The organism is Lentzea sp. NPDC004782, from assembly GCF_040609115.1.
GTDB lineage: Bacteria > Actinomycetota > Actinomycetes > Mycobacteriales > Pseudonocardiaceae > Lentzea.
In genome coordinates this window covers 134,539-154,747 of the sequence record NZ_JBEXJN010000015.1, presented here as the reverse complement: position 1 = coordinate 154,747, position 20,209 = coordinate 134,539, and the positions used below count along the sequence as shown (strand labels likewise).

The window sequence follows — 20,209 nt, the reverse complement described above, 5'->3', positions numbered from 1 at the left end:
CCTTCGCGCCGTTGCTGTGACCGAAGGCGAACCTGGCCGCAGAGGAAGTTCTGCGTTTCCGGGCACACATGGCTGGCAAAACAGACACGCCGCCCGCACGTGGGTGTCCCGACAGAACGCTGAATGTTACGTTCCGTTGCTGTGAGCAGCTTGCAGGAGAACTCTGACGTCAACGCCACGGGTGTCAAACTCACACCTGCGGCCGTCAAGAAAGTCAAGGCACTGCTATCCCAGGAGGGACGCAGTGACATGCGGCTCCGTATTGCCGTTCAGCCAGGTGGATGTGCCGGACTCCGTTACCAACTGTTCTTCGATGGCCGGCTGTTCGACAGCGATCTCGTGACGAAGTATGGACCGCAGGACGACGCAAATTACGAGAGTGGCTACGAGAGCGGAGCGGATAATTGAGTGAGACCGGAACCCCTGAGGCAGCTAAGGCAGACGTCGTCAGCTTCGAGCTCGTCGTGGACAAGAAAAGCGCTCCCTATCTCCAAGGCGCAATCATCGACTTCGTCGACACGATCGAGAAGCAAGGCTTCGTCATAGACAACCCTAACGCTGGCGGTTCGTGCGCATGTGGCGACTCCTTCAACTGACGTGACCGGCACACCCGATCTCGATATCCCGATCCTGTGGTTCTCCCTTGAAGACCAAGCAGACGCTCTCATCTACACCGCGCACGGTCGCATATCCAACGCAACTTTCCAATATCGCGCAGCCCACGACGTGCTGGCCCTGTCATTTCTCATCAGCAATCAAACTCCTGACGATCCCTTCGACCTTCGCTTGAAAACACTCATCCCTCATCTGACGAACAGTTCGAAGTGGCTCGACTGGTGTTCGTCACGTCTAGCCCGAACTTTGTCCGGACTGTCTGCAGCAGACTACGGCCTCGCCTGCAACGCCTGGCGCTGGCTAACCGGCAACCGACTCCTCGTCGACTCGACTTCCCTTTGTCCTGTCGGGCTCACGGCAGCCAAAGGATATCAGGTCGGGGTCGAGCAAGCTTGGCAAGTCGTAAATGCAGTCACCTCTCACGACCAGTGACTCGGCGCCCTCCGGTGGCGCGCCAGGATCATCTTACTCTCAGCACGCCGCCGATTACGCGTCGCGGAAGCTCGCCAAGCGGTCAGTTCAAGCTCGGAGCGCGGCAACAGCCGGTGCCGCCGAGCAACAATCAGCGAAAGGGTCCTTTTCAGAGCGCCATCAAGCTCGCGCGATCACATGCACCAGCACGCGCACGTCTGCGAAGAACCACGCGAACAACGCCCTGTCAGACCGCCGAGCGTGCACGCCCGGCCTCAGACGAAACGGGGGTGATTAGCCTTGGGAGCACGGAGTGGGGGCAGATAGGGAGCAACTCCGTGCGTTGAACGTGCGGGAACGATCCTCAATGGACTTGACCGGACCCGCGCCGACCTGCAGGAGTCCTTGTTTCCGCAGGTCAACACGGTCTCCGTGCCATAGTTCACACCGAAGAGGTCACTGGTTCGATCCCAGTATCGCCCACACAACCCGAAAGCCTCTGACCTGCGAAGGTCGGGGGCTTCCGGGTTTCTCGGCCACTCGCGGACCCCTCGTTCCGGGGCTCTGGTGCAAAAAGTGGTGCTAAACCGGCGTCGTTCCACGTCAGACCAGCCCCTTCTGCGAAGGCGGCAGGAACAGACCAATCACTGCCTCGGCGGCGTCACGGTCGAGATCCTCGATGTCCGCGGAGTAGGTGTCGAGAGTGAACGCCACCGTCGCGTGCCCCAGGCGAGAGCTGACGATCTTCGGGTGCACACCGGCTCGCAGCGAGATCGTCGCGTAGGTGTGCCGGACATCGTGGAACCGAATCTTCGGCAATCCGAGGAAATCGACGATCTTGTTGAACTCCTCGGTGATGGTGTCCGGGTAGATCGGCCGACCGTCTTCCCAGTAGAACGCCAGCCCTGTACGTGCCGAAAACCGCGTCCATGCAGGTCAAGCTGCATGGCGGTACTCGTGGATGACTCCGCCGAGACGGTCCTGTCGATCTATGGTGAGACGTTCGATCTGGTCGGGTTCACGAGGCTGAGGCCGCGCTCGCAAAGGCGCTGCGGCTGCGAGTGATCGGTGGGTTCGGTGCTCGTTGTAGGGCCGCTCGTATTCCCGCAGCGCGTGCCGTAGGTGGACCTGATTCCAGATCAGCGTGCGGTCCAGCAGTTCGGCGCGAAGTGTCCTCACCCAGCGTTCCATGATCGCGTTCATGCGGGGCATCCCGACACCGGTCAGCACCGTAGCGATCCCCGCGGTGCCGAGGATCTTGTCGATCAGCGCGGGGTATTTGGCGTCACGGTCCCGGATGAGGAACCTGATCCGTGCGAGGTGTCGGTGTCGTCGAGGTCCATGAGCAGGTTGCGGATGGCCTGGGTGGCCCAGGCATGGGTGGGGTGCGCGGTGGCGCCGAGGATGCGCACACGCCGACCGACGTGGTGAATAGCGGCGAGAATGTACTGACGCTGCCCGATCAGCGTGACAGTCTCGATGAAGTCCATCGCCAGGATCGCCTCCGCCTGCGAGCGCAAGAAGTCGGCCCAAGTGACGGTCGCCCGGCGCGGTGCTGGATCGACGCCGGCGGTCTTGAGGATCTCCCACACCGGGCAGGCGGCGATCGCGATACCGAGAAGCGCGAGTTCACCGTGGATACGTCGATATCCCCACGACGGGTTCTCGGCTGCCAGGCGCAGGACGAGGCGGCGGATGGAGGCGACCGTGCGCGGTCGTCCAGGTCTTCGGTTCACGCTCGCACGGGCATGGCGGCGCTTCATCGGGTCGCGGTGCCACCTCAGCACCGTATCCGGGCTGACCAGCAGCCGGAGTCTGCGCAACCTCACGCGGGCCAGGGGCACGAGGAAGGCGGCGAGCAACGCCCTGTCCTCAGGCCACAGCCGTGGGTGCTGATCGCCGAGATGCCTGCGCAAGACCACGAGCTGGTGGCGTAGCGCGAGAATCTCGATGTCCTTCTCACGATCGGTCATGCGCAACAGCCAGAGCGCAGCGAAGGCGTGAGAGACGGCGAGGTAGGCGAAGCGACCAGCACGGGCCGCGATCATGCCGGATGATGACCAGCAACCCGCCAATGGGAGCTGGCCTGCACGGACGTACTTCTCGGCACGCACAACCTCGCCGATCTGGCCGTGGAGTTAGGGCTGGCCGGGCGTGGCTGCGGTCTGCTGACCGCGGCGCGGGTACGCCGCTACACGACGGGCGCGGCCGACCGCGTCGAGTGCGTGACGACGGTCGGTTGACGCACCCGATCCGCGCCGCGGACGAGTACGACGGGCCGGCCGCGTTTCCCGGCACCATCAACACCGCGTGCTGGGTTCCCGCCGGACTGTCGGACGCGGCTTTGGTCAACGCGGTCGTGGTGTGCTGTCCGGTGAACGGCGACGAACGTTATGGCGGGCCGCGTTCCACCTGGGGGGGCACCGCCTCGCCAGGGCGACCTACCAGGCGACGGTGCGGGGCGCGCTGGAGTGGTGCTCTGCCGCTCACTCGCCAGGGCGCACGAAGCCGCTCTCGTAGGCGCGGACAACCGCGTGCACGCGGTCACGAAGGTCCATTTTCGACAGGACTCTGCTGACGTGGGTCTTGACGGTGGTCTCCCCCAGGAACAGCCGGTCGGCGATCTCGGCGTTGGTGGCGCCCCTGGCAAGCAGTGCGAAGACCTCGCGTTCCCGTCCGGTCAGGCGGTCCAGGCGCGGGTCCGGAGGCGGCGCGGCCGGAGTGCTGAGGTGCCGTTCCACCAGCCGTCGCACCACCGCCGGAGCCATCGCGGCATCACCGCGCAGCACCGCCCGGATGGCCACGAGCATCTCCTCGCTCGTGGCGTCCTTGAGCAGGAACCCGCTCGCGCCGTGACGCAGTGCGCGTTCGACGTACTCGTCCAGGTCGAACGTGGTGATCACCAGCACCTTGGTGTCCGGGCTGGCCTCGCACACCCGCCGCGTGGCCTCCACGCCGTCGAGCACCGGCATCCGCACGTCCATCAGCACCAGGTCCGGGCGGTGCTCGACGGCCAGCCGCACCGCCTGTGCGCCGTCCGCGGCCTCGCCGAGAAGTTCCAGGTCCTGCTGGCTGGTCACGATCATGCGCAGGGCGCTGCGCATCAGCTCCTGGTCATCGCAGATCACCACTCGTGCCCGGCTCACGCTCAGCTCATCCCTCCCGCTGCGGCAGCACGGCCTCGACGACGAACCCGCCGCCCGGAGTGTGTTCTGCGCGCAGTGTTCCGCCGTACATGGCCACACGTTCCCGCATCCCCGGCAGGCCGTGCCCACCGGACGGCAGGTCGGCCAGTGGCCCGCGTGACGCGGAGGCGGCGGTGTTGCGCACGCTCAACCGCACCTCTCGGGCGCCCGAGCCCCAGTCCACCACCACGTGGGCGGTGGCCGGAGGCGCCGCGTGCTTGAGGATGTTGGTCAGCGCCTCCTGTGCGATCCGCACGACCTGCACCACCAGCCCAGCCGACAGATCACCAGTGCCGCCACGTTCCTCCAGCTCGACGTCCAGCCCGGCGGCGCGCACGTGGTCCACCACGCCGCGCAGGTCGGCGCCGGTGGGCTGGGGCGCGGTCCCCGTCGGTTCCTGGCGCAGCAGGTGCAGCATCCGCCGCAGCTCCCCCATCGCATCGCGGCCGCCGCGGCTGATGTCGCGCAACGCCTGCTCCACCCGGTCTCCGCCGCCGCTCGCCAACGACATCCGGGCGCCTTCGGCCTGCATCACCATCATGCTCACCGCATGCGCCACCACGTCGTGCATCTCCCGCGCGATCCCGGTGCGTTCCTCGGCGACCGCTGCCCGTGCCAACGCCTCCTGTTCCCGCTCGGCCCGCAGCGCCCGGTCCTCCACCGCGAGCAGGTACGCGCGCCGGGCCGAGACGAACTCTCCGAGCAGCCAGCAAGCGAGCAGCAGCAACGCCACCGAGCCGACCGAGGCGACGAACTGTCGCGAGAACCCGTCGCCCGCCTCGTGGGTCAGCACCGCCCACCACGACACGGCGAGCGCGCTGCCGACGAGGGCCGCCCACACCTGCCACCGCCTGCCGTAGACGGCCACCGAGTACAGGATCGGGGCCAGCGCGAGGTTCGTCGTCGGTCTGAACGTGCCCCACGGCGACGTCAGGAACTCCAGCGCGATCGTCACCAGCACGACCACCGCCGCCGTGCCGGGCCGTTGCCGCCGGATCAGCAGGGGCCCGACCAGACCGGCGACCACCAGCGCCTGCCACCACCGCGGAGACCGGTCGACGACGGCGCCCGGCAACCCCGACCACACGAAGAACGCGACCAGCGCGAGGTCGAAGACCAGCGGTCGCGACCGCAGCCACACCATCACCTGGCGCACGACATCTCCCGATCCGGTCCTTCGACGTCGGACAGGGTACGAAGTTCCGCGGGTCATCCGCGTCCTTCCCGAAGCCGAAGCACATCCTCCCCCAGGAGGATGCGGCAACCTGGCCACACCGCCACACCGCCTCGAGACAGCGGTGCTCGACGCGACGTGCCGCTGCTCGACCGGACGCGGCGTGACCCGCTTCGCCGTCTGCCGGGCTGGTGCACTCGGACCACCCATGGCCGACAGCACTGTGCGAACCCCTGGAGGAGGACGGCTTCTCCTCCTCCAGGTCCGCGGAACGGGCTCGGCGCAGGACGCGCGGACCAGGCAGCGCGGGCGACCATCAGGACCCGATGCCGGCTGAAACGCAGCGCGGCCCGACTGTTCCGAGGTCAACAGATGATCTGGCGCAAAGCCCCCTCGAAGACGGTGCTCGTCATCAGGTTGCTAATGGCGGCGATCTTCATCGTCTACGGTGGCGTCAAGCTCGCGGGTGGCCAGTACTACTACGGCGACTGGAACGACATGGCGAAGTCGACCGTCGACGGGACTTCGCTGGTGTGGTTGTTCTACGGCTACTCCCCCTTCTACGGCCGCGTCACCGGCCTGTTCGAACTGGTGCCCGCCATCATGTTGCTGTTCCGCCGCACCACGTTCACGGGAGCGTGCGCCCTCTTCGTCGTCGGCCTCAACATCACGCTGATGGACTTCGCGTTCGACTACCCGTTCGTGAAGTACATGGCCGCGCTCTACACCGTCCTCTGTGGATTCCTCGTGCTGCACGACCGCGCCAAGCTGCGCGACATCTTCGCGGACCCGCAGGTGGTGCCGCCGGCCGGCTCGGGGGTGGCGCGAGAACGACCGGGAAGCTCGTCGCGGAGACGTTGCACGACTAGTGCTCGGCCGTGCACCCGACCGCGGTGCTCTCGCCGAACCTGCGCGGGCTGGGCCTGGAGCGGTACGGGTTGCGCTGGCGGCATCCGGAGGTGATGCTCGCCCACCCTCTCGACGACAGCACCTGCGGAGTGCTGCGCGGTCCGGCTTCGGAGACCGCAGCCGGTCTCCCGCCGGGTGATGGCGAGCGGTGGCTGCGGGTGTTCGGACCGCTCGCCGAGCACGTCGAGACCACCGCGAACGACCTGCTGGGGCCGTTGCTGAGGTGGCCGGACCACCCGCTGCACCTGGCGCGGTTCGGCCTGCGCGCGGTGTCACCCAGAGCCTCTTCCTCGGGGTGGCCGCCCACGTCATGCACGACCTGAGGGCGCCCATGACGTCCTCGGTGGCGGCGATGCTCATCGCCGCCGGACACCGGTTCGGGTGGCCCGTTGCCGAGGGCGGTTCCCAGGCGATCACGGACGCGCTGACCGGACTGCTGCACGACCTCGGCGGGAAGCTGCCCGTGCGGGTGCAGCGGGCCTACCGGCGGTGGCGGCACGGCCCGGCGGCCTTCAAGGTCGACTTCGCCGTGCGCGGCGGCGTGCCGTGGCGCACGGCGAAGTGCGGTGCAGCGGGAACCGTGCACAAGTACCAGATCTTCGAAATCTGGGGTGTTGGCCGGTTCCGCGACACGGCGAGCCGGGGCGTCCTCGACCGCGTTCCAGTCGATGCTCGGGAAACCGTGTTCCTCGGCGTCCCGAGCCACCCCTTCGATCACCGCCGTCGCGACGCCGCGCCGCCGGACTTCGGCGTCCACGAACAGATCCGCCAAGTAGCACTTTCCGGCGTACCAGACACTGGCGTGGAACAGATAGTGGGCGATGGCGGCCATCTCGCCGTCCAGCCAGGCGGCGATCCCGCGAATCCGTTCGTCCTCGGGCAGACGCCGCCACGTCCGTTCGTAGTCGTCGTCACCGCGTTCGACCTCGAAGTACGCGTTTTGCCTCGGGTCAGCACCTCCCGGCAGGCGCGATCGGACTCGGCCAGGAAGCTGATCTCCACCATGGCGCCCATCCCGCCGAAGTACCACGCGCCCTGCCTCGTAGTTGAGCACGCGCCCGCAGGCAGGGCCGTTCGGATGACTCCGGACCGATGTCCGCGTGCTGGGATCCGTTGTCTGCCAACCTCCGTCAGAGTGTTCGGGTGTCGTTCGGGTGGGAGGCTGGCGATGTTCGGTGACGGTGGCGTGTCATGAGCAACCCGCTGGTGGCGCAGCGCCAGGACTCGACGACGTGGCATTCGGGGATCAACCTCATCGACGATGCCGCCTCCTGCTACGACGGCGTGTCGTCGGGCAGCTGGGTGGAGGGCGGCATCGGCGCCATCGGTGCGGGCCTCGACCTGCTCACGGTCGCGATGAACCCGGTCGGCACGCTGATCTCCTACGGCCTCAACTTCCTGATCGAGCACGTCAAGCCGTTGAAGGACGCGCTGGATCAGCTCGCCGGTGACGCCGACCAGATCGCCGCGTACTCGGCGACGTGGGCCAACGTCGGCAAGGCGGTCGGCGACGCGGCGAAGGAGCTCGGCGACGCGGTCGGTCGTGACACCGCGAATTGGGCCGGATCCGCCGCGGACGCCTACCGCCGGCACGCGCAGAACAAGACCAACGCGTTGCAGACCGCCGCAACCTGCGCGAACACGATCTCCACGGCCGTCAAGATCGTCGGTGTGATCACCGGCGCGGTCCGCGGCCTGGTGCGCGACATGGTCACCCAGGCGATCGGCGACTTCATCCAGGACGCGCTGGAAGAGGTGTTCTCCCTCGGCCTGGGCACCCCGGTCGTGGTGGCGCAGGTCGTGGAGCAGGTCGCGCAGTGGACCGAGAAGATCGGCGCGGTGATCAAGAAGCTGATCAACTCGGTCGAGGCGCTGCGGCCGTTGATGAGCAAGCTCGAAGAGCTCTGGACCGCCGTGCAGAAGATCATGAAGGCCTTGCACGGCGAGGAACCGCACGTGTCCGGCGGGGGAGGTGAAGGCGGCACCCACGTCTCCTCGGCGGGCGAGCCGCACTCCAGCCCGTCAGGTGCGGGAGAACCGCACAGCACTCCCTCCGACACGACCGCGACGAGCGGAGCACACGACCCCTCGACCGGAGGCGCGCACGACCCGTCGACCAGCGGCGGCAGCCATGACGGCACCCACAGCTCGTCGGCGGAGGGCGAAGGGCAGGGTGGCGGCCAGAAGTCCGAGGGCAACGGCGGCTGCGACGGCAAGGGCGGTGACCCGGTCGACGCCGTCTCCGGCCAGATGATCACCGGCGAGACCGACGTCGACCTGCCCGGCCTGCTCCCGCTGGTGCTGCGGCGCGCCTACGCCTCCGGGTACCGCGGCGGACGGCTGCACGGCCCCGGCTGGTCCTCGACGCTGGACCAGCGGCTGGAGTTCGGCCCGGACAGCGTCCGCTACTTCGGCGACGACGCGGAAACCCTGCACTACCAGCGCATCGAGCGATCTGACCAGCCGGTCATGCCCCTCGACGGCGCGCGCTGGCCGCTCAGCTGGGATCGCGACACCGACACCTACCGGGTGACCGACTCCGCAACCGGGTGGGTAAGGCATTTCGGTCCCAACCCACGCGACCCGAGAAGCCGCCCGCTCACCGCGCTGACCGATCGCAACGGCAACCGCGTCGACTACCTGCGTGACGCCGACGGCCTGCCGACCGCCGTGACTCACTCCGGTGGCTACCACGTCGAGGTGCACGTACTCGACGGCGCCGCGGGCCGCCGTCTCGGCGCACTGCGGCTGCGCACCGCCACCAGCGAGGACACCACCCTCGTCACCTACCGGTACGACGCACGCGGCCGTCTCACCGAGATCGTCGACACGACCGGACTGCCCTACCGGTACGAGTACGACGACGCCGACCGTCTGACCGCGTGGGTCGACCGCGAGAACTACCGCTACCAGTACTTCTACCGCGCCGACGGCCGGGTCGTACGCGGCGAGGGCGATCACGGCTACCTGTCCGCCGACTTCCACTACGACCTGGAGAACCGGGTCACCACCGTCACCAACAGCCTCGGTCAGACGACCGCGTTCCACTACGACGAGCACAACCACCTGACCGCGGTGGTCGACCCGCTCGGCAACGTGGAGCGAACCGAGTACGACCGGTACCACCGGCTGCTGTCGCGCACCGACCCGCTCGGCAACACCACCCGCTACACGGTCGACGCCGAGGGCGACCCGGTGCGCGTCGACCGGCCGGACGGCACCACCGTCACCGTCACCTACAACGAGTTGCGGCAGCCGCTCGAGGTCGTCGGGCCGGACGGCGCCCGGTGGCGCTACACCTACGACGAGCGGGGCAACCTGCTCCAGGTCACCGACCCCGCCGACGCCGTCACCACCTACACCTGCGGCGAACACGGCGAACCCCGCGCGGTGACCGACGCACTCGGCAACACCACACGAATCCTCACCAACGACGCCGGTCTGCCGGTGGCCGTCACCGACCCGTCCGGCGCGTCCGAGACCTACACCCGCGACGCTCGCGGCAGGCTCATCGCGGTCGTCGACCCGCTCGGAGCGGTCACCACCCTGGAGTGGGGTGCCGCCGACCGGCCCGTCCGCCAGACGCACGCGGACGGTCGGACCCAGATCTGGGAGTGGAACGCCAACGGCGACCTGACCGCGATCACCGACCGGGCCGGACACACCACCCGGTTCGAGGTCGGGCCGTTCCAGTCCGTCACCGCGCGGACTGACCCGGACGGCACACGGCACACCTTCACGCACGACACCGAGCTGCGGCTCACCGACGTGACCAACCCGCAACAGCTCACCTGGCAGTACCGCTACGACGCCGCGGGCAACCTGGTGGCGGAGCGGGACTTCAACGGCCGCACCGCGGCCTACGCGCACGACGCCGCCGGCAGGCTCGCCCATCTCACCAACGCGCTCGGCGACACCATCGCGCTGGAACGGGACAGCCTGGGCCGCATCACCGGGCAGCTCGGCGGAGACGGCTGGATCACCACGTTCGGTTACGACGCGGCCGGTCAGCTGGTGCGCGCGGCCAACCCGGACTGCGAGCTGAGCTTCACCCGCGACCCGGTGGGCCGGGTGCTCACCGAGACCGTGAACGGCCGCACCACCACGTCCACCTACGACCCGCTGGGCCGTCGCGTCTCGCGCCGCACGCCCACCGGTTACACCTCGACGTGGCAGTACGACCCGGTCGGTCGGCCGGCCGCGTTGACCAGCGGCGTCAACCGGATCACGTTCGGACACGACGCGGCGGGCAGGGAGGTGCACCGCTGGCTGAGCCCGGAGGTGGCGGTGACCAGCACCTGGGACAACACCGGCCGCCTCACCGCGAGGCAGCTCGTCGGCGTCGAGGGCGCGGGCGGTCAGCGGGTGTCGCGGGTCCGGTTCGGCCGCAGCTGGACCTACCGTGCGGACGGTGCGATCGACTCGATGACCGACGCCGACGGCGCCCGCCGGTTCGACCTCGACGAGCTCGGCCGGGTGACCGCGGTGCGCGCCGCGACCTGGACCGAGCGCTACGCCTACGACGCGGTCGGCAACCTCACGTTCGCCGAGGACACCCGTGCCGCCGACTCGTCGGTGGCCGGGCCGCGCGAGGTCACCGGCACGTTGGTGCGCCGCGCCGGGCGCACCCGCTTCGACCACGACGCGCAGGGCAGGCTCGTGCGCAGCGTGCGCCGCACGCTGTCGGGCGGACAGCTCACCTCGACCTACCGGTACGACGCCCGCGACCGACTCGTCGAGGCGATCACCCCGAACGGTGAGCGTTGGCGCTACCACTACGACCCGTTGGGGCGACGGATCGGCAAGCAGCGGCTCGACGCTGACGGCGCGGTGGCCGAGGAGGTGCGGTTCAGCTGGGACGGCGAGGTGCTCGCCGAGCAGGAACACCAAATCGCCGGTGCGGCGGTCGCCGTCGCCACCACGTGGGACCACGAACCGGGCGCGTGGACCGCCGTCACCCAGAACCGCCGCACCTACTACGCGGGCGCACCGCAACAGGTCGTGGACCGGCAGTTCCACGCGATCGTCACCGACCTGATCGGCACCCCCACCGAACTCGTCACCGTCGACGGGCGGGTCGCGTGGCGGCGGCGTACGGGGCTGTGGGGCAACGAGCTCAACGGCGGCGGCGTCGAGTGCCTGCTGCGCTTCCCCGGCCAGTACCACGACCGCGAGACCGGGCTGGACTACAACCAGCACCGCTACTACGACCCGGAGACCGGCCGGTACATCACGTCCGACCCGTTGGGCCTCGACGCGGCACCGAACCCGCACGGGTACGTCAGCAACCCGCTGTCGTGGCAGGACCCGCTCGGTCTGATCGCGAAGGACCGCTACCTGCACATGGACCGTCCGGGTTGGACGAACTACGTGCTGAAGGACGCCAACGGCAAGGTGTACTACTCCGGTATGTTCGGGCCGGGCTCCACGGCGGCGAGCACTCAGGCGAGGCACGCGGACAACCACAACCGGTTCAACCCCGCCAACGGCGACACGATGGAAGTCGTGCCTGGCACTCGCACCTACGGCGAGTCCCGCCTGATGGAGCAACGACTGGCGGAACAGCACGGTACGATCATCGGCAGGGACGGGAACAACTACCGCGGCAACCGCGAGAACCCGTTGGACCAGAAGAAGCTGTCGGAGTACCAAGAGTACGAACAGCGGAAGCAGAGCGGACTGGGATGCCCCAAGTGAACGACATCGCGTCGGGCTTGGCTGGGGTGGCGACGGACTTCGCCGACGAGGTGGGTGGCCCGCCCACGCTCGGGGAGTTCCTGGAGATCGTCGGTTGGTCGGTGCCGGTGGCCGGCGAGACGCTGGAGGACACCTTCCCGGAGCCGCTGCGGCTGACCGCGACGCTGCGCGGCAACAAGCGGTACGTGTCGGAGAGCGCGTCCCGTGTCGCGGAGCTCAACGACCACGTGTTCGAGGACGCGCGCGAGCACCTGCGGCTGATGGCCGTTCGTCTGCGGGAGGAGAGCGGCGCTCCGGTGACGCCGAAGCAGTTCGCGTCCGCCTTGCTGGAGGTGCTGCGCACCGGTCAGATCGCACTTGCCGACGTGTCGGGCGAGGACGTCGCCAAGCTGACCGCCGAGGTGCCCAAGAAGCGCGCCGCCAAACCGACGCCCGGCGACCTGCTGGCGATCCCCGCCCGGTCGGGCGGCTACCGGCTTGCCGTAGTGCTCGCCGAGAACCGGTTCGGCACCGCGCTCGGCCTGTTCGACCAGGTGTCGCCGACCGGTCGCCTCGACTCGGCGGTGCGTGCCAGCGCACGCAGGCACGCGGTGTACACCGACGACGGACTGGTACGCAACGGCACCTGGCGGGTAGTCGGCCACGACGACGGCTTGCGCGCTGTGTTCCCGGCCGACCCGCCGATCTACCACCGCCCCGGCGCGTGGCCCGGCATCGACACCGGCGAGCACGGCGCGGCCGAGACCGCCGACGGCACAATGCGCCTGATCGACGCCGACGAGGCGCGCGAGGTCGACCTGCAGGGCGCCTACCGCCAGGTCTATGTGGCCGCCTACCTCCAGAAGGTCCTGGACGACCAGGCCACGGCATAGCATCACGGCCGGGCACTTCGGGGTTGCCCCGTTTTGACGGACAGGGTCGATGAGGTGTGATCGCGCTACCTGATCGGCCGGGTGGTATCGGGTGGCTTCGTAGGTGGCGGGGCTGGGGTAGCCGAGGCTGGAGTGCCGGCGGCGGGTGTTGTACCAGCCCTCGACATACTCGAAGATTGCCTTGTGCGCCTTGGCTTTCGTGGGCCAGGGCTGCCGGTCGAGCAGCTCGGTCTCGATGGTGGCGAAGAACGACCCGGCGACCGCGTTGTCCCAGCATCGGCCCTTGCGGCCGACGGACAGCCGCACCCCGGCGCCGGCCGCCACGCGGGCGTACTGACCAGAGGTGTATTGACAGCCCCTGTCGGACACGAGCAAGCACGCGAGATGTGGCAGAAGGCTCTGGAGTCGAGAACGGAGGGCACCTCCTCGTCATGTACCCGTCCGGCATCACCGACCGACTCGGTCCCCCGGTGTTCCTGTGCGTGTGAGCCCGTCCAGAAGAGCGACGAGGCCGTGCTCGAATTGGACGGTGAGAGGGTCCGCTGCCATTGGGGCACCTGTGACGTTGCTGTCGTGAGTGTTCGGCTGATCGGCCCCGGGCTGCTGGTGAAGGGCCGCGAGGCGCGGGAACTGTCCGGTGGCGAGCTGTTGCTGCCCGTAGGTGAGGGCGTCGGCGAGGAGTTGGGGGTTGCGCTGGGCTTGGGCGGTGCGGGTACGTGTCTCGATGGTGTGCAGGGCGCTGCCGAAGACGTAGTGGTCCACGATGCCCCAGAGCGACAGCTTCGCCGCGGGGTCCAGGTCGAGCTGGTCGAGAGCGGCCAGCGATTGTTCGATGTGGCGCATGGCGTTCGGGCCGAACTGGGCGTCGTCGAGCGACGTGATGGACCACGGGTGGGCGAGCAGGACGTCGTGTTCGGACGTGATACGAACAAGCGAGCAAGACCACGAGGAGGACTCCATGTCGGCACCGATCACCGAACGGCTCCATGAGCACCTGCACAAGCTGCCCGGTATGCCCCGACACTCCGAAGCGGAGCGCCTCAACCAGAACCGGCACGCGCACCACCACGGCGGGCACCACCCGTCGCTGTCTCACTCGAACAGGCATCACGCCAGGCCGCCGCGGGTCCTGGTGGCGTGGCAGAACTGGATCGGGGGCCTGTTCGCCGGGCGGGGTGGCCGGGGATGAAAGCGGCGGTCTTACACGAGTTCGGGGCCGTGCCGCGGTATGAGGACTTCCCCGATCCGGTCGCGGGCGACGGCGAGGTCGAGGGCGAGGTGAAGGCCGTCGCGGTGGAGAACGTCGACAAGGCCGTCGCGGCGGGCTCCCACTTCGCTGCTCGCCAGTTCCTGCCTGAGCTTCCGGCGATCGTCGTGTTCGACGGGATCGGCACCCTGCCCGACGGCACCCTCGTCGGGTTCAGCCAACCGCGCCCGCCCTACGGCGCGCTGGCCGAGCGCACCGTCGTCCCGGTGCGGAACACGACCCCAGCGCCCGAGGAGATCGACCCGGCAGTCGCGGTCGTGATCTCCTCCGCCGTGACCGGCTTTGCGATCAAGACCGCCGCCGGCTTCATCCCCGGCGAGACCGTCCTGGTCCAGGGCGCGACCGGCGTCGCCGGACGGCTCGCGGTGCAGGTCGCCCGGCTGCTCGGCGCGGCACACATCGTCGCGACCGGCCGCGATGATGACGCGCCGGCCGAGGTCGTCGGCCTCGGTGCCGACGCGGTGATCAATACCGCCGTGGGCCGTGCCTGATCCCGACACCCGGCAGATGATCGTTCTCGACCCCAGGTTGACAGAATGTCCAGTCGGGAACGTCCATTCGAGACCGTCCAGTTGAGACGATCGGAATCCTTGTTTAGCCCCCAAATGAATCCTATGGTGAACGAATGATTCTTCGTTCCCCCAACACTTTCACCCGCTTCTTCGCACTGATCGCCAGCCTCGCCATGGCGGGCCTGCTGGCGTTCTCCGCCCCGGCTTCCGCCGCCGAGGACGTCACGGTCACCCTGCGGATCACCCTCACCTCGGGCGACGCCGCCTTCACCAACATCGACAACCAGAACACCTGCTACACCGGCTTCGTCCCCGGCCAGCCGAAGGACGTCCCGGTCACGGTGGCCAAAGGCAAGCACATCAACGTCTGGGCCAGCCGCGGCAACTGCTACGGCGCGTTCAGGTACGGCGGTGCCAAGGCCGAGTACGACGGTCAGCTCATCGAACTCACGATCTGAACCCTCGTCCGCGAACCGGCAGGCCGCCTTCCGGGACGGATGACGGCTCGACGTGGAGCAGGCCGAACTCCGTGCCACCTGGCGCGAAGACGCCTGCTCCACGTCGGACGAGCCGCGTCAGCCCCGCGTCCACTTCCGAACAGTCGCACCGCTGCAGATCTGCGGCGTCACCGGTGTGCTGTCGGCGGTGCCGCCGCCTGCCCCTCAACACCTCGAGTGTCAGGGCGTTCCGCGATCCCGCCCGCTCCGCGTGGGAGGTGATCACCAGCGTCGCCAAGGCCGAACAGGCCACCGCGGAGTTCGACCGCTACGGGGTGTTCCGCTACCGCACCAACAACACCGGCTTCACCACGCCCGGCAAGACCGTCCTGCAAGTGACCTCGGAGCGCGAGATCGACTCCAACTCAAGATCAACCAGCACTTCTCCCACCGCCAACTCGCGGTGCATCGGCCGCCCCAGCGCACCGGAGGTCCGCCAGAGGACGAACCAGTTGGGTGTGGCCGGCGGTGATTCGATCAAGAGTTGGTGGTACGTGCAGACGCCAGGCCCAGCAGGGCGACTTTGCCGGGGCCCTGATCGCTGGAGCGAGCCAGTGTGCAGTTCACGAGTTCACCGCCGTCCCGGTCGTGCGAACCTGCGGTCGAAGATCTCGACGGCGTTGTCGATGCCGTTCTCGGCACCGATCCGTTCGCCGAGAACGGCGGCACGCGAGCGCATGCCGTCGTCGGTGAGAGCGGCCTGCAACGCGGTGGCCAGCGACTGCACCGACAGAGCCGGTCGCGGCACCGGACGGGGGCCGACCCCGAGGGCGGCGATCCTGTTGCCCCAGAACGGCTGGTCAACCCCGTGAGGCACCACCACGGCAGGGACGCCGGCACGCGCGGCCGCAGCCGTCGTGCCCGCTCCACCGTGGTGCACCACCGCCGCTACTCGTGGGAACAGCCAGGAGTGCGGTACCTCGTCGACGACCAGCACGTCGTCCCCGTCGGCGATGTGCCGCATGCCGCCCCACCCGGTGAGCAGCACCGCTCGCACGCCGACCCGGCGGACCGCTTCGGCCACCAGCCGGGCGGTCGCCGTGGGATCCGGGCCGACCGTGCTGCCGAACCCGACGCAGACGACGGGCTCGCCTTCGGCCAGGAACCGCTCGAGCTCCGTCGTCGGTGACCATTCCGGGTCCGCGGGTAGAAACCAGTGGCCGGTGACGTTCCACGCCGCAGGCGCGGACACCAGGTGCCGGCTGAATCCGTAGAGCGAGAGCGAACCGGGCCGTGCGCGGGGCCGGCGTCGGGGAAGGCCGAGGACCTCGGTGCGCACAGCGCGGGAGACGGCGCGAAACGGCGTGGTGAGTGCGAACTCGGTGATCGCGGAACCGATCAGGTTGCCCGCTCTCCCCGTCCAGGCGGGCATCCACGGCGTCAGCACACCGGGCAGTGCCGCGGACACCAGCCCCACCGGGTGCAGGTGCGCGTGCACGAACGGAACGCCGAGCCGCTCGGCCACGTCCTGCCCCAGCACTCCTCCCCCGATCCCGCCCATCACCACATCGCTGCCCTCGGCGTGGCCGAGCAGCTCACGAGCCTGCACCACGGACTGCTCAACCAACCGCGCGCGCATCCCCCTGGGCACCACACCACCGGAGAACCCGGCCTCGGCCGCGGCACGCGCGGCCTCGTCCATCCGTCCGGTCAGCGGCACGGCGTCGAGCCCCATCCCGGTCAACCAGTCGGTGAAGTCCTCCGGTGCGACCACACGCACCTCATGACCCGCTCGCGTCAAACCGAAGGCGAGTGCCGCGTAGGGCTGGACACCGCCACGGGTGTCGACAGCCACGATGCAGATCCGCACGACAACCTCCATTGCAACTAGTTGTTGCAATAATAGCCACAGGTTGCCGCCGCAGGTCGCCGTGGCGGCAACGACGAGTCGCAGTGCGGACAGGCACGGAATACTGAGTGATCAGCAACGAGCATCAGCCGAATCGGAGCACGACATGACCAGCCGCGATCCCGGCACACCGCGACGGCGTGACGCGGGCCGCCCCCGAGGCGCGTCCGTGGTGGCGGCGATCCTCACGGCCGTGCGTGCCGAACTCGCGGAGACCGGGCTCGAGGGACTGAGCGTCGACCGCGTGGCACGGCGCGCCGAGGTGAACAAGACCAGCGTCTACCGGCGCTGGCCCACCAAGGAGGCGCTCGTGGCCGCCGCGATGGACGGACTGCGCACCGACTTCGCGGCCAGCCCGGACACCGGCAGCCTGCGCGGCGACCTCCACGCCCTGGCCACGCCCATCGCCGACCTCCTGTCCCGCCCGGAAGGCACGGCGCTGGCGCGAGCCGCGATCAGCTCCGGCGCCGCGAGCGACATCGCCTCCCTCGCCGCACACCGGATGTCCGAGCAGGTGTCGCCGGTGTTCGCCATCGCCGAACGAGCCCGCGACCGCGGAGAATGGCGCGACGACGCCGACCCACACCAGGTGATCTTCACCCTGGTCGGCGCGATCCTGCACCGGGTGCTCCTCGAACACGCCGACCCCACCGGCCCCTGGCTCGACTCGCTGGTCGAACTCGTGCACCGCGGCGCCGCAGCGAACTGATCCGAGACCGGCAGCGTCGGGCACCAACCGCGGACGAACTCCGGTGTCCAGCTACTGGCACCGAAGCGGAGCAAGTCCGCACAGGTCGATTGCCGGCGGAGCAGTCTCAGCGGGCCGAGATGACACCGGCACGGGTGCCCCGAGGAGTTCCAGCTCGTCGCGGGTGAATTGGACGAGCGCGCTCGGCATCGGCGAGACCGTGATCCCTCCCAGGGCGAGCACCGCCACGACGACGTTGGGCCGGACGCGGACGCCGGGCCGGACGTCCGGCCGTGCGGGTGCGGTGGTGGTTCGGGACATCGGAACCCTCCGCCGCGGTGCGCCGGTGAACTCATATTAAGTCAGTCGCTTGACTTAGTTGCAACGAGTGGGCACGCTGGTGGCGAAGGCCGAGCACAGGCTGCTGCGAAAGGGGGGCTTCGGTGACCCAGGTGGAAGAGCCGTTGCGGTACCCGATCCCCGCCGAGAAGGCACTGGAACCGCCCGCGGAATGGGCGCGACCGCGCGACAAGTGCCCGTCGCCCACGTGACGCTGCCCAGCGGCGACGCGGCCGCGCTGCTGACCCGCTACGACGACGTCAAGCAGGTGCTGTCCGACACGAGGTTCACCCGGACCGGGCAGGGGGGCCGGGGTCTCGGCCGCCGAGGACGGCGGTGTGTTCAACAGCGAGATGGCGTCGGTGCTGCCGCAGCACGGCGAGGAGCACCTCCGGTGGCGGCGGATGCGGCGCGCTCAGCGCCGACGCCGAAGTGACCTTTGTGGACGGTGATCCCGAGGATCGCCGCTTCGTCGCCGTGCACCGCCGAGGTGACGTCGTCACCGGCGTGCTCGGCTGGAACATGCCCGAACAAGCCCGCCTGCGTCGGCAGGAGATCGGGAATCCGGTACTCGTGGGAGGAAAGTCGTGACCGGCATCGTGGAGACGTTTCCGGGGGTGCGGGCGGAGAAGTGCCCGTTCGACCCGCCGCCGGCCATCCACTCGTTGCAGGAGGAAACGCCACTGACTCGGGTCCGGCTGGGCAACGGAGCCGAGGTGTGGCTGGTGACTCGGTACGCCGAACAGAAGGCACTGCTGGCCGATCCCCGGCTCAGCGCGGACGCAACCCGGCCGGGTTACCCGTTGGGGATCGACGCCGCGGCGGCCGGGGAGGCGCCGGTCAGCTTCATCCTCATGGACGACCCCGAGCACGCCCGGCTGCGCCGGATGGTCACCTCGTCGTTCACGATCAAGCGAGTCGAGACCATGCGACCGGGCGTGCAGAAGATCGTGGACGAGCTCATCGACGGGATGCTGGACGGCCCGAACCCCGTGGACCTCGTGCAGGCGTTCGCGTTGCCGGTGCCGTCGCTGGTGATCTGCCAGCTGCTGGGCGTGCCGTACGACGACCACGAGTCCTTCCAGGAGAACAGCGCGACTCTCATCAACCGGGACGCGACCGGGGAACAGCGCCGCGCCGCGGGTGGCCGGCTGTTCCAGTACCTCGACGGCCTCATCGGGCAGAAGATCGAGAACCCCGGCGACGACATGTTGTCCGCTTTGGTCGAACGGATCAGCAAGGGAGAGCTGACCCGGCCGGAAGCCGTGCAGATGGGCGTGCTCATGCTGCTCGCCGGGCACGAGACCACCTCCAACATGATCGCGCTCGGCACCCTGGCGCTGCTGGAGCACCCGGACCAACTGGCGATGCTGCGTGCGACCGACGACCCGGTGCTGGTGTCGTCCGCGGTCGAGGAACTGTTGCGGTACCTGCACATCACGCACAACGGCCGCCGGCGCGTCGCGCTCGAGGACATCGACATCGCCGGCGAGACCATCCGCGCGGGCGAGGGCGTCATCATGGCCAACGACATCGGCAACCGGGACCCGTCGGTGTTCCCGGACCCCGATCGCCTCGACATCCACCGCAACCCCCGCCAGCACGTGGCGTTCGGTTTCGGTGTGCACCAGTGCCTCGGCCAGTCCCTGGCACGGATGGAGCTGCAGGTCGTGTACAGCACCCTCTACAAGCGAATCCCGACGCTGCGGCTGGCCACCACGCTGGACCAGATCCCGTTCAAGCACGACGGTTCCGTGTACGGCGTGTACGAGCTCCCGGTGACCTGGTGAGAACGCCTCTTCAGCCGTGCTCCTCGACCGGCTCGCGGACCAGGGCGATGCCCTTGATCCGCTGAGCCTTGTCGGGTGAGACGGGGTTCCGCCTGTACGGCAAGGCGGCCAAGGACTGCACGCCGGACCAGATCATCGCCGAGATCGAGGAGCAGCTCCGCCGCGCGATCCCGCTCGGGCACGCGGTGCTGCCGGACTCCGCCATCCACTCCCCCTTCACCGCCCCCGCGATCAACGGACCCGGCACGCCAGGGGTCCGGAACGAGGAGCCGCTGCTAAACCGGCGTCGTTCCACGTCGATGAAGGGCGCCTTCATCCACGTCAGGTGGATGAGGGCCCCCGGCTACCCCCGAAAGGGGTGAGCTGGTGGTTACCCCGGGCGCCCCGTAAGCGATAGGAAGGAG

19 protein-coding genes and 5 pseudogenes are annotated in these 20,209 nt (G+C 68.8%); 14 read left to right on the top strand and 10 right to left on the bottom strand.

Annotation, left to right across the window (positions count from 1 at the left end; translation table 11 throughout):
• Positions 1–123: 123 nt before the first annotated feature.
• Together ABZV40_RS16805 and ABZV40_RS16800 are read left to right on the top strand one after the other, a co-directional pair.
• Positions 124–596, top strand: a pseudogene (locus ABZV40_RS16805) (iron-sulfur cluster assembly accessory protein).
• Between the two features lies 1 nt (position 597).
• The gene (locus ABZV40_RS16800) at positions 598–1,047 is read left to right on the top strand and encodes a hypothetical protein (RefSeq protein ID WP_355441494.1); all 450 of its coding nucleotides are present in this window, start codon (positions 598–600) and stop codon (positions 1,045–1,047) included.
• Positions 1,048–1,629: 582 nt separating this feature from the next.
• Here the strand turns inward: ABZV40_RS16800 and ABZV40_RS16795 are convergent.
• From ABZV40_RS16795 to ABZV40_RS16775, 5 genes are all read right to left on the bottom strand, one after another.
• Positions 1,630–1,929 carry a tyrosine-type recombinase/integrase gene (locus ABZV40_RS16795; protein ID WP_355441550.1) on the bottom strand — a complete coding sequence of 100 codons (300 nt, stop codon included), beginning with the start codon at positions 1,927–1,929 and terminating at the stop codon, positions 1,630–1,632.
• Between the two features lie 33 nt (positions 1,930–1,962).
• Positions 1,963–2,256 (bottom strand): integrase core domain-containing protein, encoded by a 294-nt coding sequence (locus ABZV40_RS16790; RefSeq protein ID WP_355441491.1) that lies wholly within the window; start codon positions 2,254–2,256, stop codon positions 1,963–1,965.
• A 35-nt stretch (positions 2,257–2,291) separates the two neighbouring features.
• Complete coding sequence (locus tag ABZV40_RS16785) at positions 2,292–3,140, bottom strand: hypothetical protein (RefSeq protein ID WP_355441488.1); 849 nt, start codon at positions 3,138–3,140, stop codon at positions 2,292–2,294.
• A 372-nt stretch (positions 3,141–3,512) separates the two neighbouring features.
• Positions 3,513–4,172: a response regulator transcription factor gene (locus tag ABZV40_RS16780; protein ID WP_355441485.1), complete on the bottom strand. Its 660-nt coding sequence runs from the start codon at positions 4,170–4,172 to the stop codon at positions 3,513–3,515.
• Between the two features lie 7 nt (positions 4,173–4,179).
• Positions 4,180–5,367, bottom strand: a complete 1,188-nt coding sequence (locus tag ABZV40_RS16775) for a histidine kinase (protein WP_355441482.1) — start codon at positions 5,365–5,367, stop codon at positions 4,180–4,182.
• A gap of 390 nt (positions 5,368–5,757) precedes the next feature.
• Between ABZV40_RS16775 and ABZV40_RS16770 the strand changes: the two genes are divergently transcribed.
• Both ABZV40_RS16770 and ABZV40_RS16765 read left to right on the top strand, forming a co-directional pair.
• Complete coding sequence (locus ABZV40_RS16770) at positions 5,758–6,348, top strand: hypothetical protein (RefSeq protein WP_355441479.1); 591 nt, start codon at positions 5,758–5,760, stop codon at positions 6,346–6,348.
• On the top strand, positions 6,348–6,617 hold the full coding sequence (locus ABZV40_RS16765; protein ID WP_355441556.1) for a hypothetical protein: 270 nt from the start codon (positions 6,348–6,350) through the stop codon (positions 6,615–6,617). Before ABZV40_RS16770 ends, ABZV40_RS16765 begins: the two co-directional genes overlap by 1 nt.
• A 368-nt stretch (positions 6,618–6,985) precedes the next feature.
• On the opposite strand, the pseudogene ABZV40_RS16760 reads toward ABZV40_RS16765, so the two are convergent.
• A pseudogene (locus ABZV40_RS16760) lies at positions 6,986–7,324 on the bottom strand (GNAT family N-acetyltransferase); the annotation flags it as partial.
• A gap of 161 nt (positions 7,325–7,485) precedes the next feature.
• Between ABZV40_RS16760 and ABZV40_RS16755 the strand changes: the two are divergent.
• Together ABZV40_RS16755 and ABZV40_RS16750 are read left to right on the top strand one after the other, a co-directional pair.
• Positions 7,486–11,991: an RHS repeat-associated core domain-containing protein gene (locus ABZV40_RS16755; protein WP_355441476.1), complete on the top strand. Its 4,506-nt coding sequence runs from the start codon at positions 7,486–7,488 to the stop codon at positions 11,989–11,991.
• Positions 11,988–12,863 carry a hypothetical protein gene (locus ABZV40_RS16750; RefSeq protein WP_355441553.1) on the top strand — a complete coding sequence of 292 codons (876 nt, stop codon included), beginning with the start codon at positions 11,988–11,990 and terminating at the stop codon, positions 12,861–12,863. The genes ABZV40_RS16755 and ABZV40_RS16750 overlap by 4 nt, the downstream gene beginning before the upstream one ends.
• Positions 12,864–13,016: 153 nt before the next feature.
• Here ABZV40_RS16750 and ABZV40_RS16745 read toward each other — a convergent pair.
• Together ABZV40_RS16745 and ABZV40_RS16740 are read right to left on the bottom strand one after the other, a co-directional pair.
• A pseudogene (locus ABZV40_RS16745) lies at positions 13,017–13,169 on the bottom strand (IS3 family transposase); the annotation flags it as partial.
• Positions 13,170–13,310: 141 nt separating this feature from the next.
• Positions 13,311–13,838 (bottom strand): TetR/AcrR family transcriptional regulator C-terminal domain-containing protein, encoded by a 528-nt coding sequence (locus ABZV40_RS16740; RefSeq protein ID WP_355441473.1) that lies wholly within the window; start codon positions 13,836–13,838, stop codon positions 13,311–13,313.
• Between ABZV40_RS16740 and ABZV40_RS16735 the strand changes: the two genes are divergently transcribed.
• The 3 genes from ABZV40_RS16735 (at position 13,822) to ABZV40_RS16725 (ending at position 15,100) form a co-directional block, all read left to right on the top strand.
• A complete protein-coding gene (locus ABZV40_RS16735) occupies positions 13,822–14,052 on the top strand; it encodes a hypothetical protein (protein WP_355441470.1) in 231 nt (76 codons plus the stop codon). The genes ABZV40_RS16740 and ABZV40_RS16735 overlap by 17 nt on opposite strands.
• Positions 14,049–14,621 (top strand): zinc-binding alcohol dehydrogenase family protein, encoded by a 573-nt coding sequence (locus tag ABZV40_RS16730; protein ID WP_355441467.1) that lies wholly within the window; start codon positions 14,049–14,051, stop codon positions 14,619–14,621. The genes ABZV40_RS16735 and ABZV40_RS16730 overlap by 4 nt, the downstream gene beginning before the upstream one ends.
• Before the next feature lie 134 nt (positions 14,622–14,755).
• Positions 14,756–15,100 (top strand): hypothetical protein, encoded by a 345-nt coding sequence (locus tag ABZV40_RS16725; RefSeq protein WP_355441465.1) that lies wholly within the window; start codon positions 14,756–14,758, stop codon positions 15,098–15,100.
• 610 nt (positions 15,101–15,710) lie between these two features.
• Here ABZV40_RS16725 and ABZV40_RS16720 read toward each other — a convergent pair.
• Positions 15,711–16,949 (bottom strand): glycosyltransferase, encoded by a 1,239-nt coding sequence (locus ABZV40_RS16720; RefSeq protein ID WP_355441462.1) that lies wholly within the window; start codon positions 16,947–16,949, stop codon positions 15,711–15,713.
• Between the two features lie 145 nt (positions 16,950–17,094).
• Between ABZV40_RS16720 and ABZV40_RS16715 the strand changes: the two genes are divergently transcribed.
• Positions 17,095–17,697, top strand: coding sequence for a TetR/AcrR family transcriptional regulator (locus ABZV40_RS16715; RefSeq protein ID WP_355441459.1), 603 nt, complete (start codon positions 17,095–17,097; stop codon positions 17,695–17,697).
• 51 nt (positions 17,698–17,748) lie between these two features.
• Here ABZV40_RS16715 and ABZV40_RS16710 read toward each other — a convergent pair whose 3' ends face one another.
• On the bottom strand, positions 17,749–17,997 hold the full coding sequence (locus ABZV40_RS16710) for a hypothetical protein (protein WP_355441456.1): 249 nt from the start codon (positions 17,995–17,997) through the stop codon (positions 17,749–17,751).
• Positions 17,998–18,128: 131 nt separating this feature from the next.
• Between ABZV40_RS16710 and ABZV40_RS16705 the strand changes: the two are divergent.
• The 4 genes and pseudogenes from ABZV40_RS16705 to ABZV40_RS16690 all read left to right on the top strand — a co-directional run.
• Positions 18,129–18,419, top strand: a pseudogene (locus tag ABZV40_RS16705) (cytochrome P450); the annotation flags it as partial.
• A 4-nt stretch (positions 18,420–18,423) separates the two neighbouring features.
• Positions 18,424–18,606: pseudogene (locus ABZV40_RS16700) on the top strand (NAD(P)/FAD-dependent oxidoreductase); the annotation flags it as partial.
• Positions 18,603–19,805 (top strand): cytochrome P450, encoded by a 1,203-nt coding sequence (locus ABZV40_RS16695; protein ID WP_355441453.1) that lies wholly within the window; start codon positions 18,603–18,605, stop codon positions 19,803–19,805. The pseudogene ABZV40_RS16700 and the gene ABZV40_RS16695, both read left to right, overlap by 4 nt.
• 68 nt (positions 19,806–19,873) lie before the next feature.
• Entirely contained in the window at positions 19,874–20,167 is a 294-nt protein-coding gene (locus tag ABZV40_RS16690) for a hypothetical protein (protein ID WP_355441450.1), read from the top strand.
• The last annotated feature ends 42 nt before the right edge of the window (positions 20,168–20,209 follow it).

Excerpts from the sequence above, each read along its gene's own strand:
- ABZV40_RS16725 (WP_355441465.1), top strand. The coding sequence starts at position 14,756 with ATGATTCTTCGTTCCCCCAACACTTTCACCCGCTTCTTCGCACTGATC.
- ABZV40_RS16715 (WP_355441459.1), top strand. The coding sequence starts at position 17,095 with ATGACCAGCCGCGATCCCGGCACACCGCGACGGCGTGACGCGGGCCGC.
- ABZV40_RS16765 (WP_355441556.1), top strand. The coding sequence starts at position 6,348 with ATGCTCGCCCACCCTCTCGACGACAGCACCTGCGGAGTGCTGCGCGGT.
- ABZV40_RS16735 (WP_355441470.1), top strand. The coding sequence starts at position 13,822 with ATGTCGGCACCGATCACCGAACGGCTCCATGAGCACCTGCACAAGCTG.
- ABZV40_RS16730 (WP_355441467.1), top strand. The coding sequence starts at position 14,049 with ATGAAAGCGGCGGTCTTACACGAGTTCGGGGCCGTGCCGCGGTATGAG.
- ABZV40_RS16710 (WP_355441456.1), bottom strand. The coding sequence starts at position 17,997 with ATGTCCCGAACCACCACCGCACCCGCACGGCCGGACGTCCGGCCCGGC.
- ABZV40_RS16755 (WP_355441476.1), top strand. The coding sequence starts at position 7,486 with ATGAGCAACCCGCTGGTGGCGCAGCGCCAGGACTCGACGACGTGGCAT.
- ABZV40_RS16770 (WP_355441479.1), top strand. The coding sequence starts at position 5,758 with ATGATCTGGCGCAAAGCCCCCTCGAAGACGGTGCTCGTCATCAGGTTG.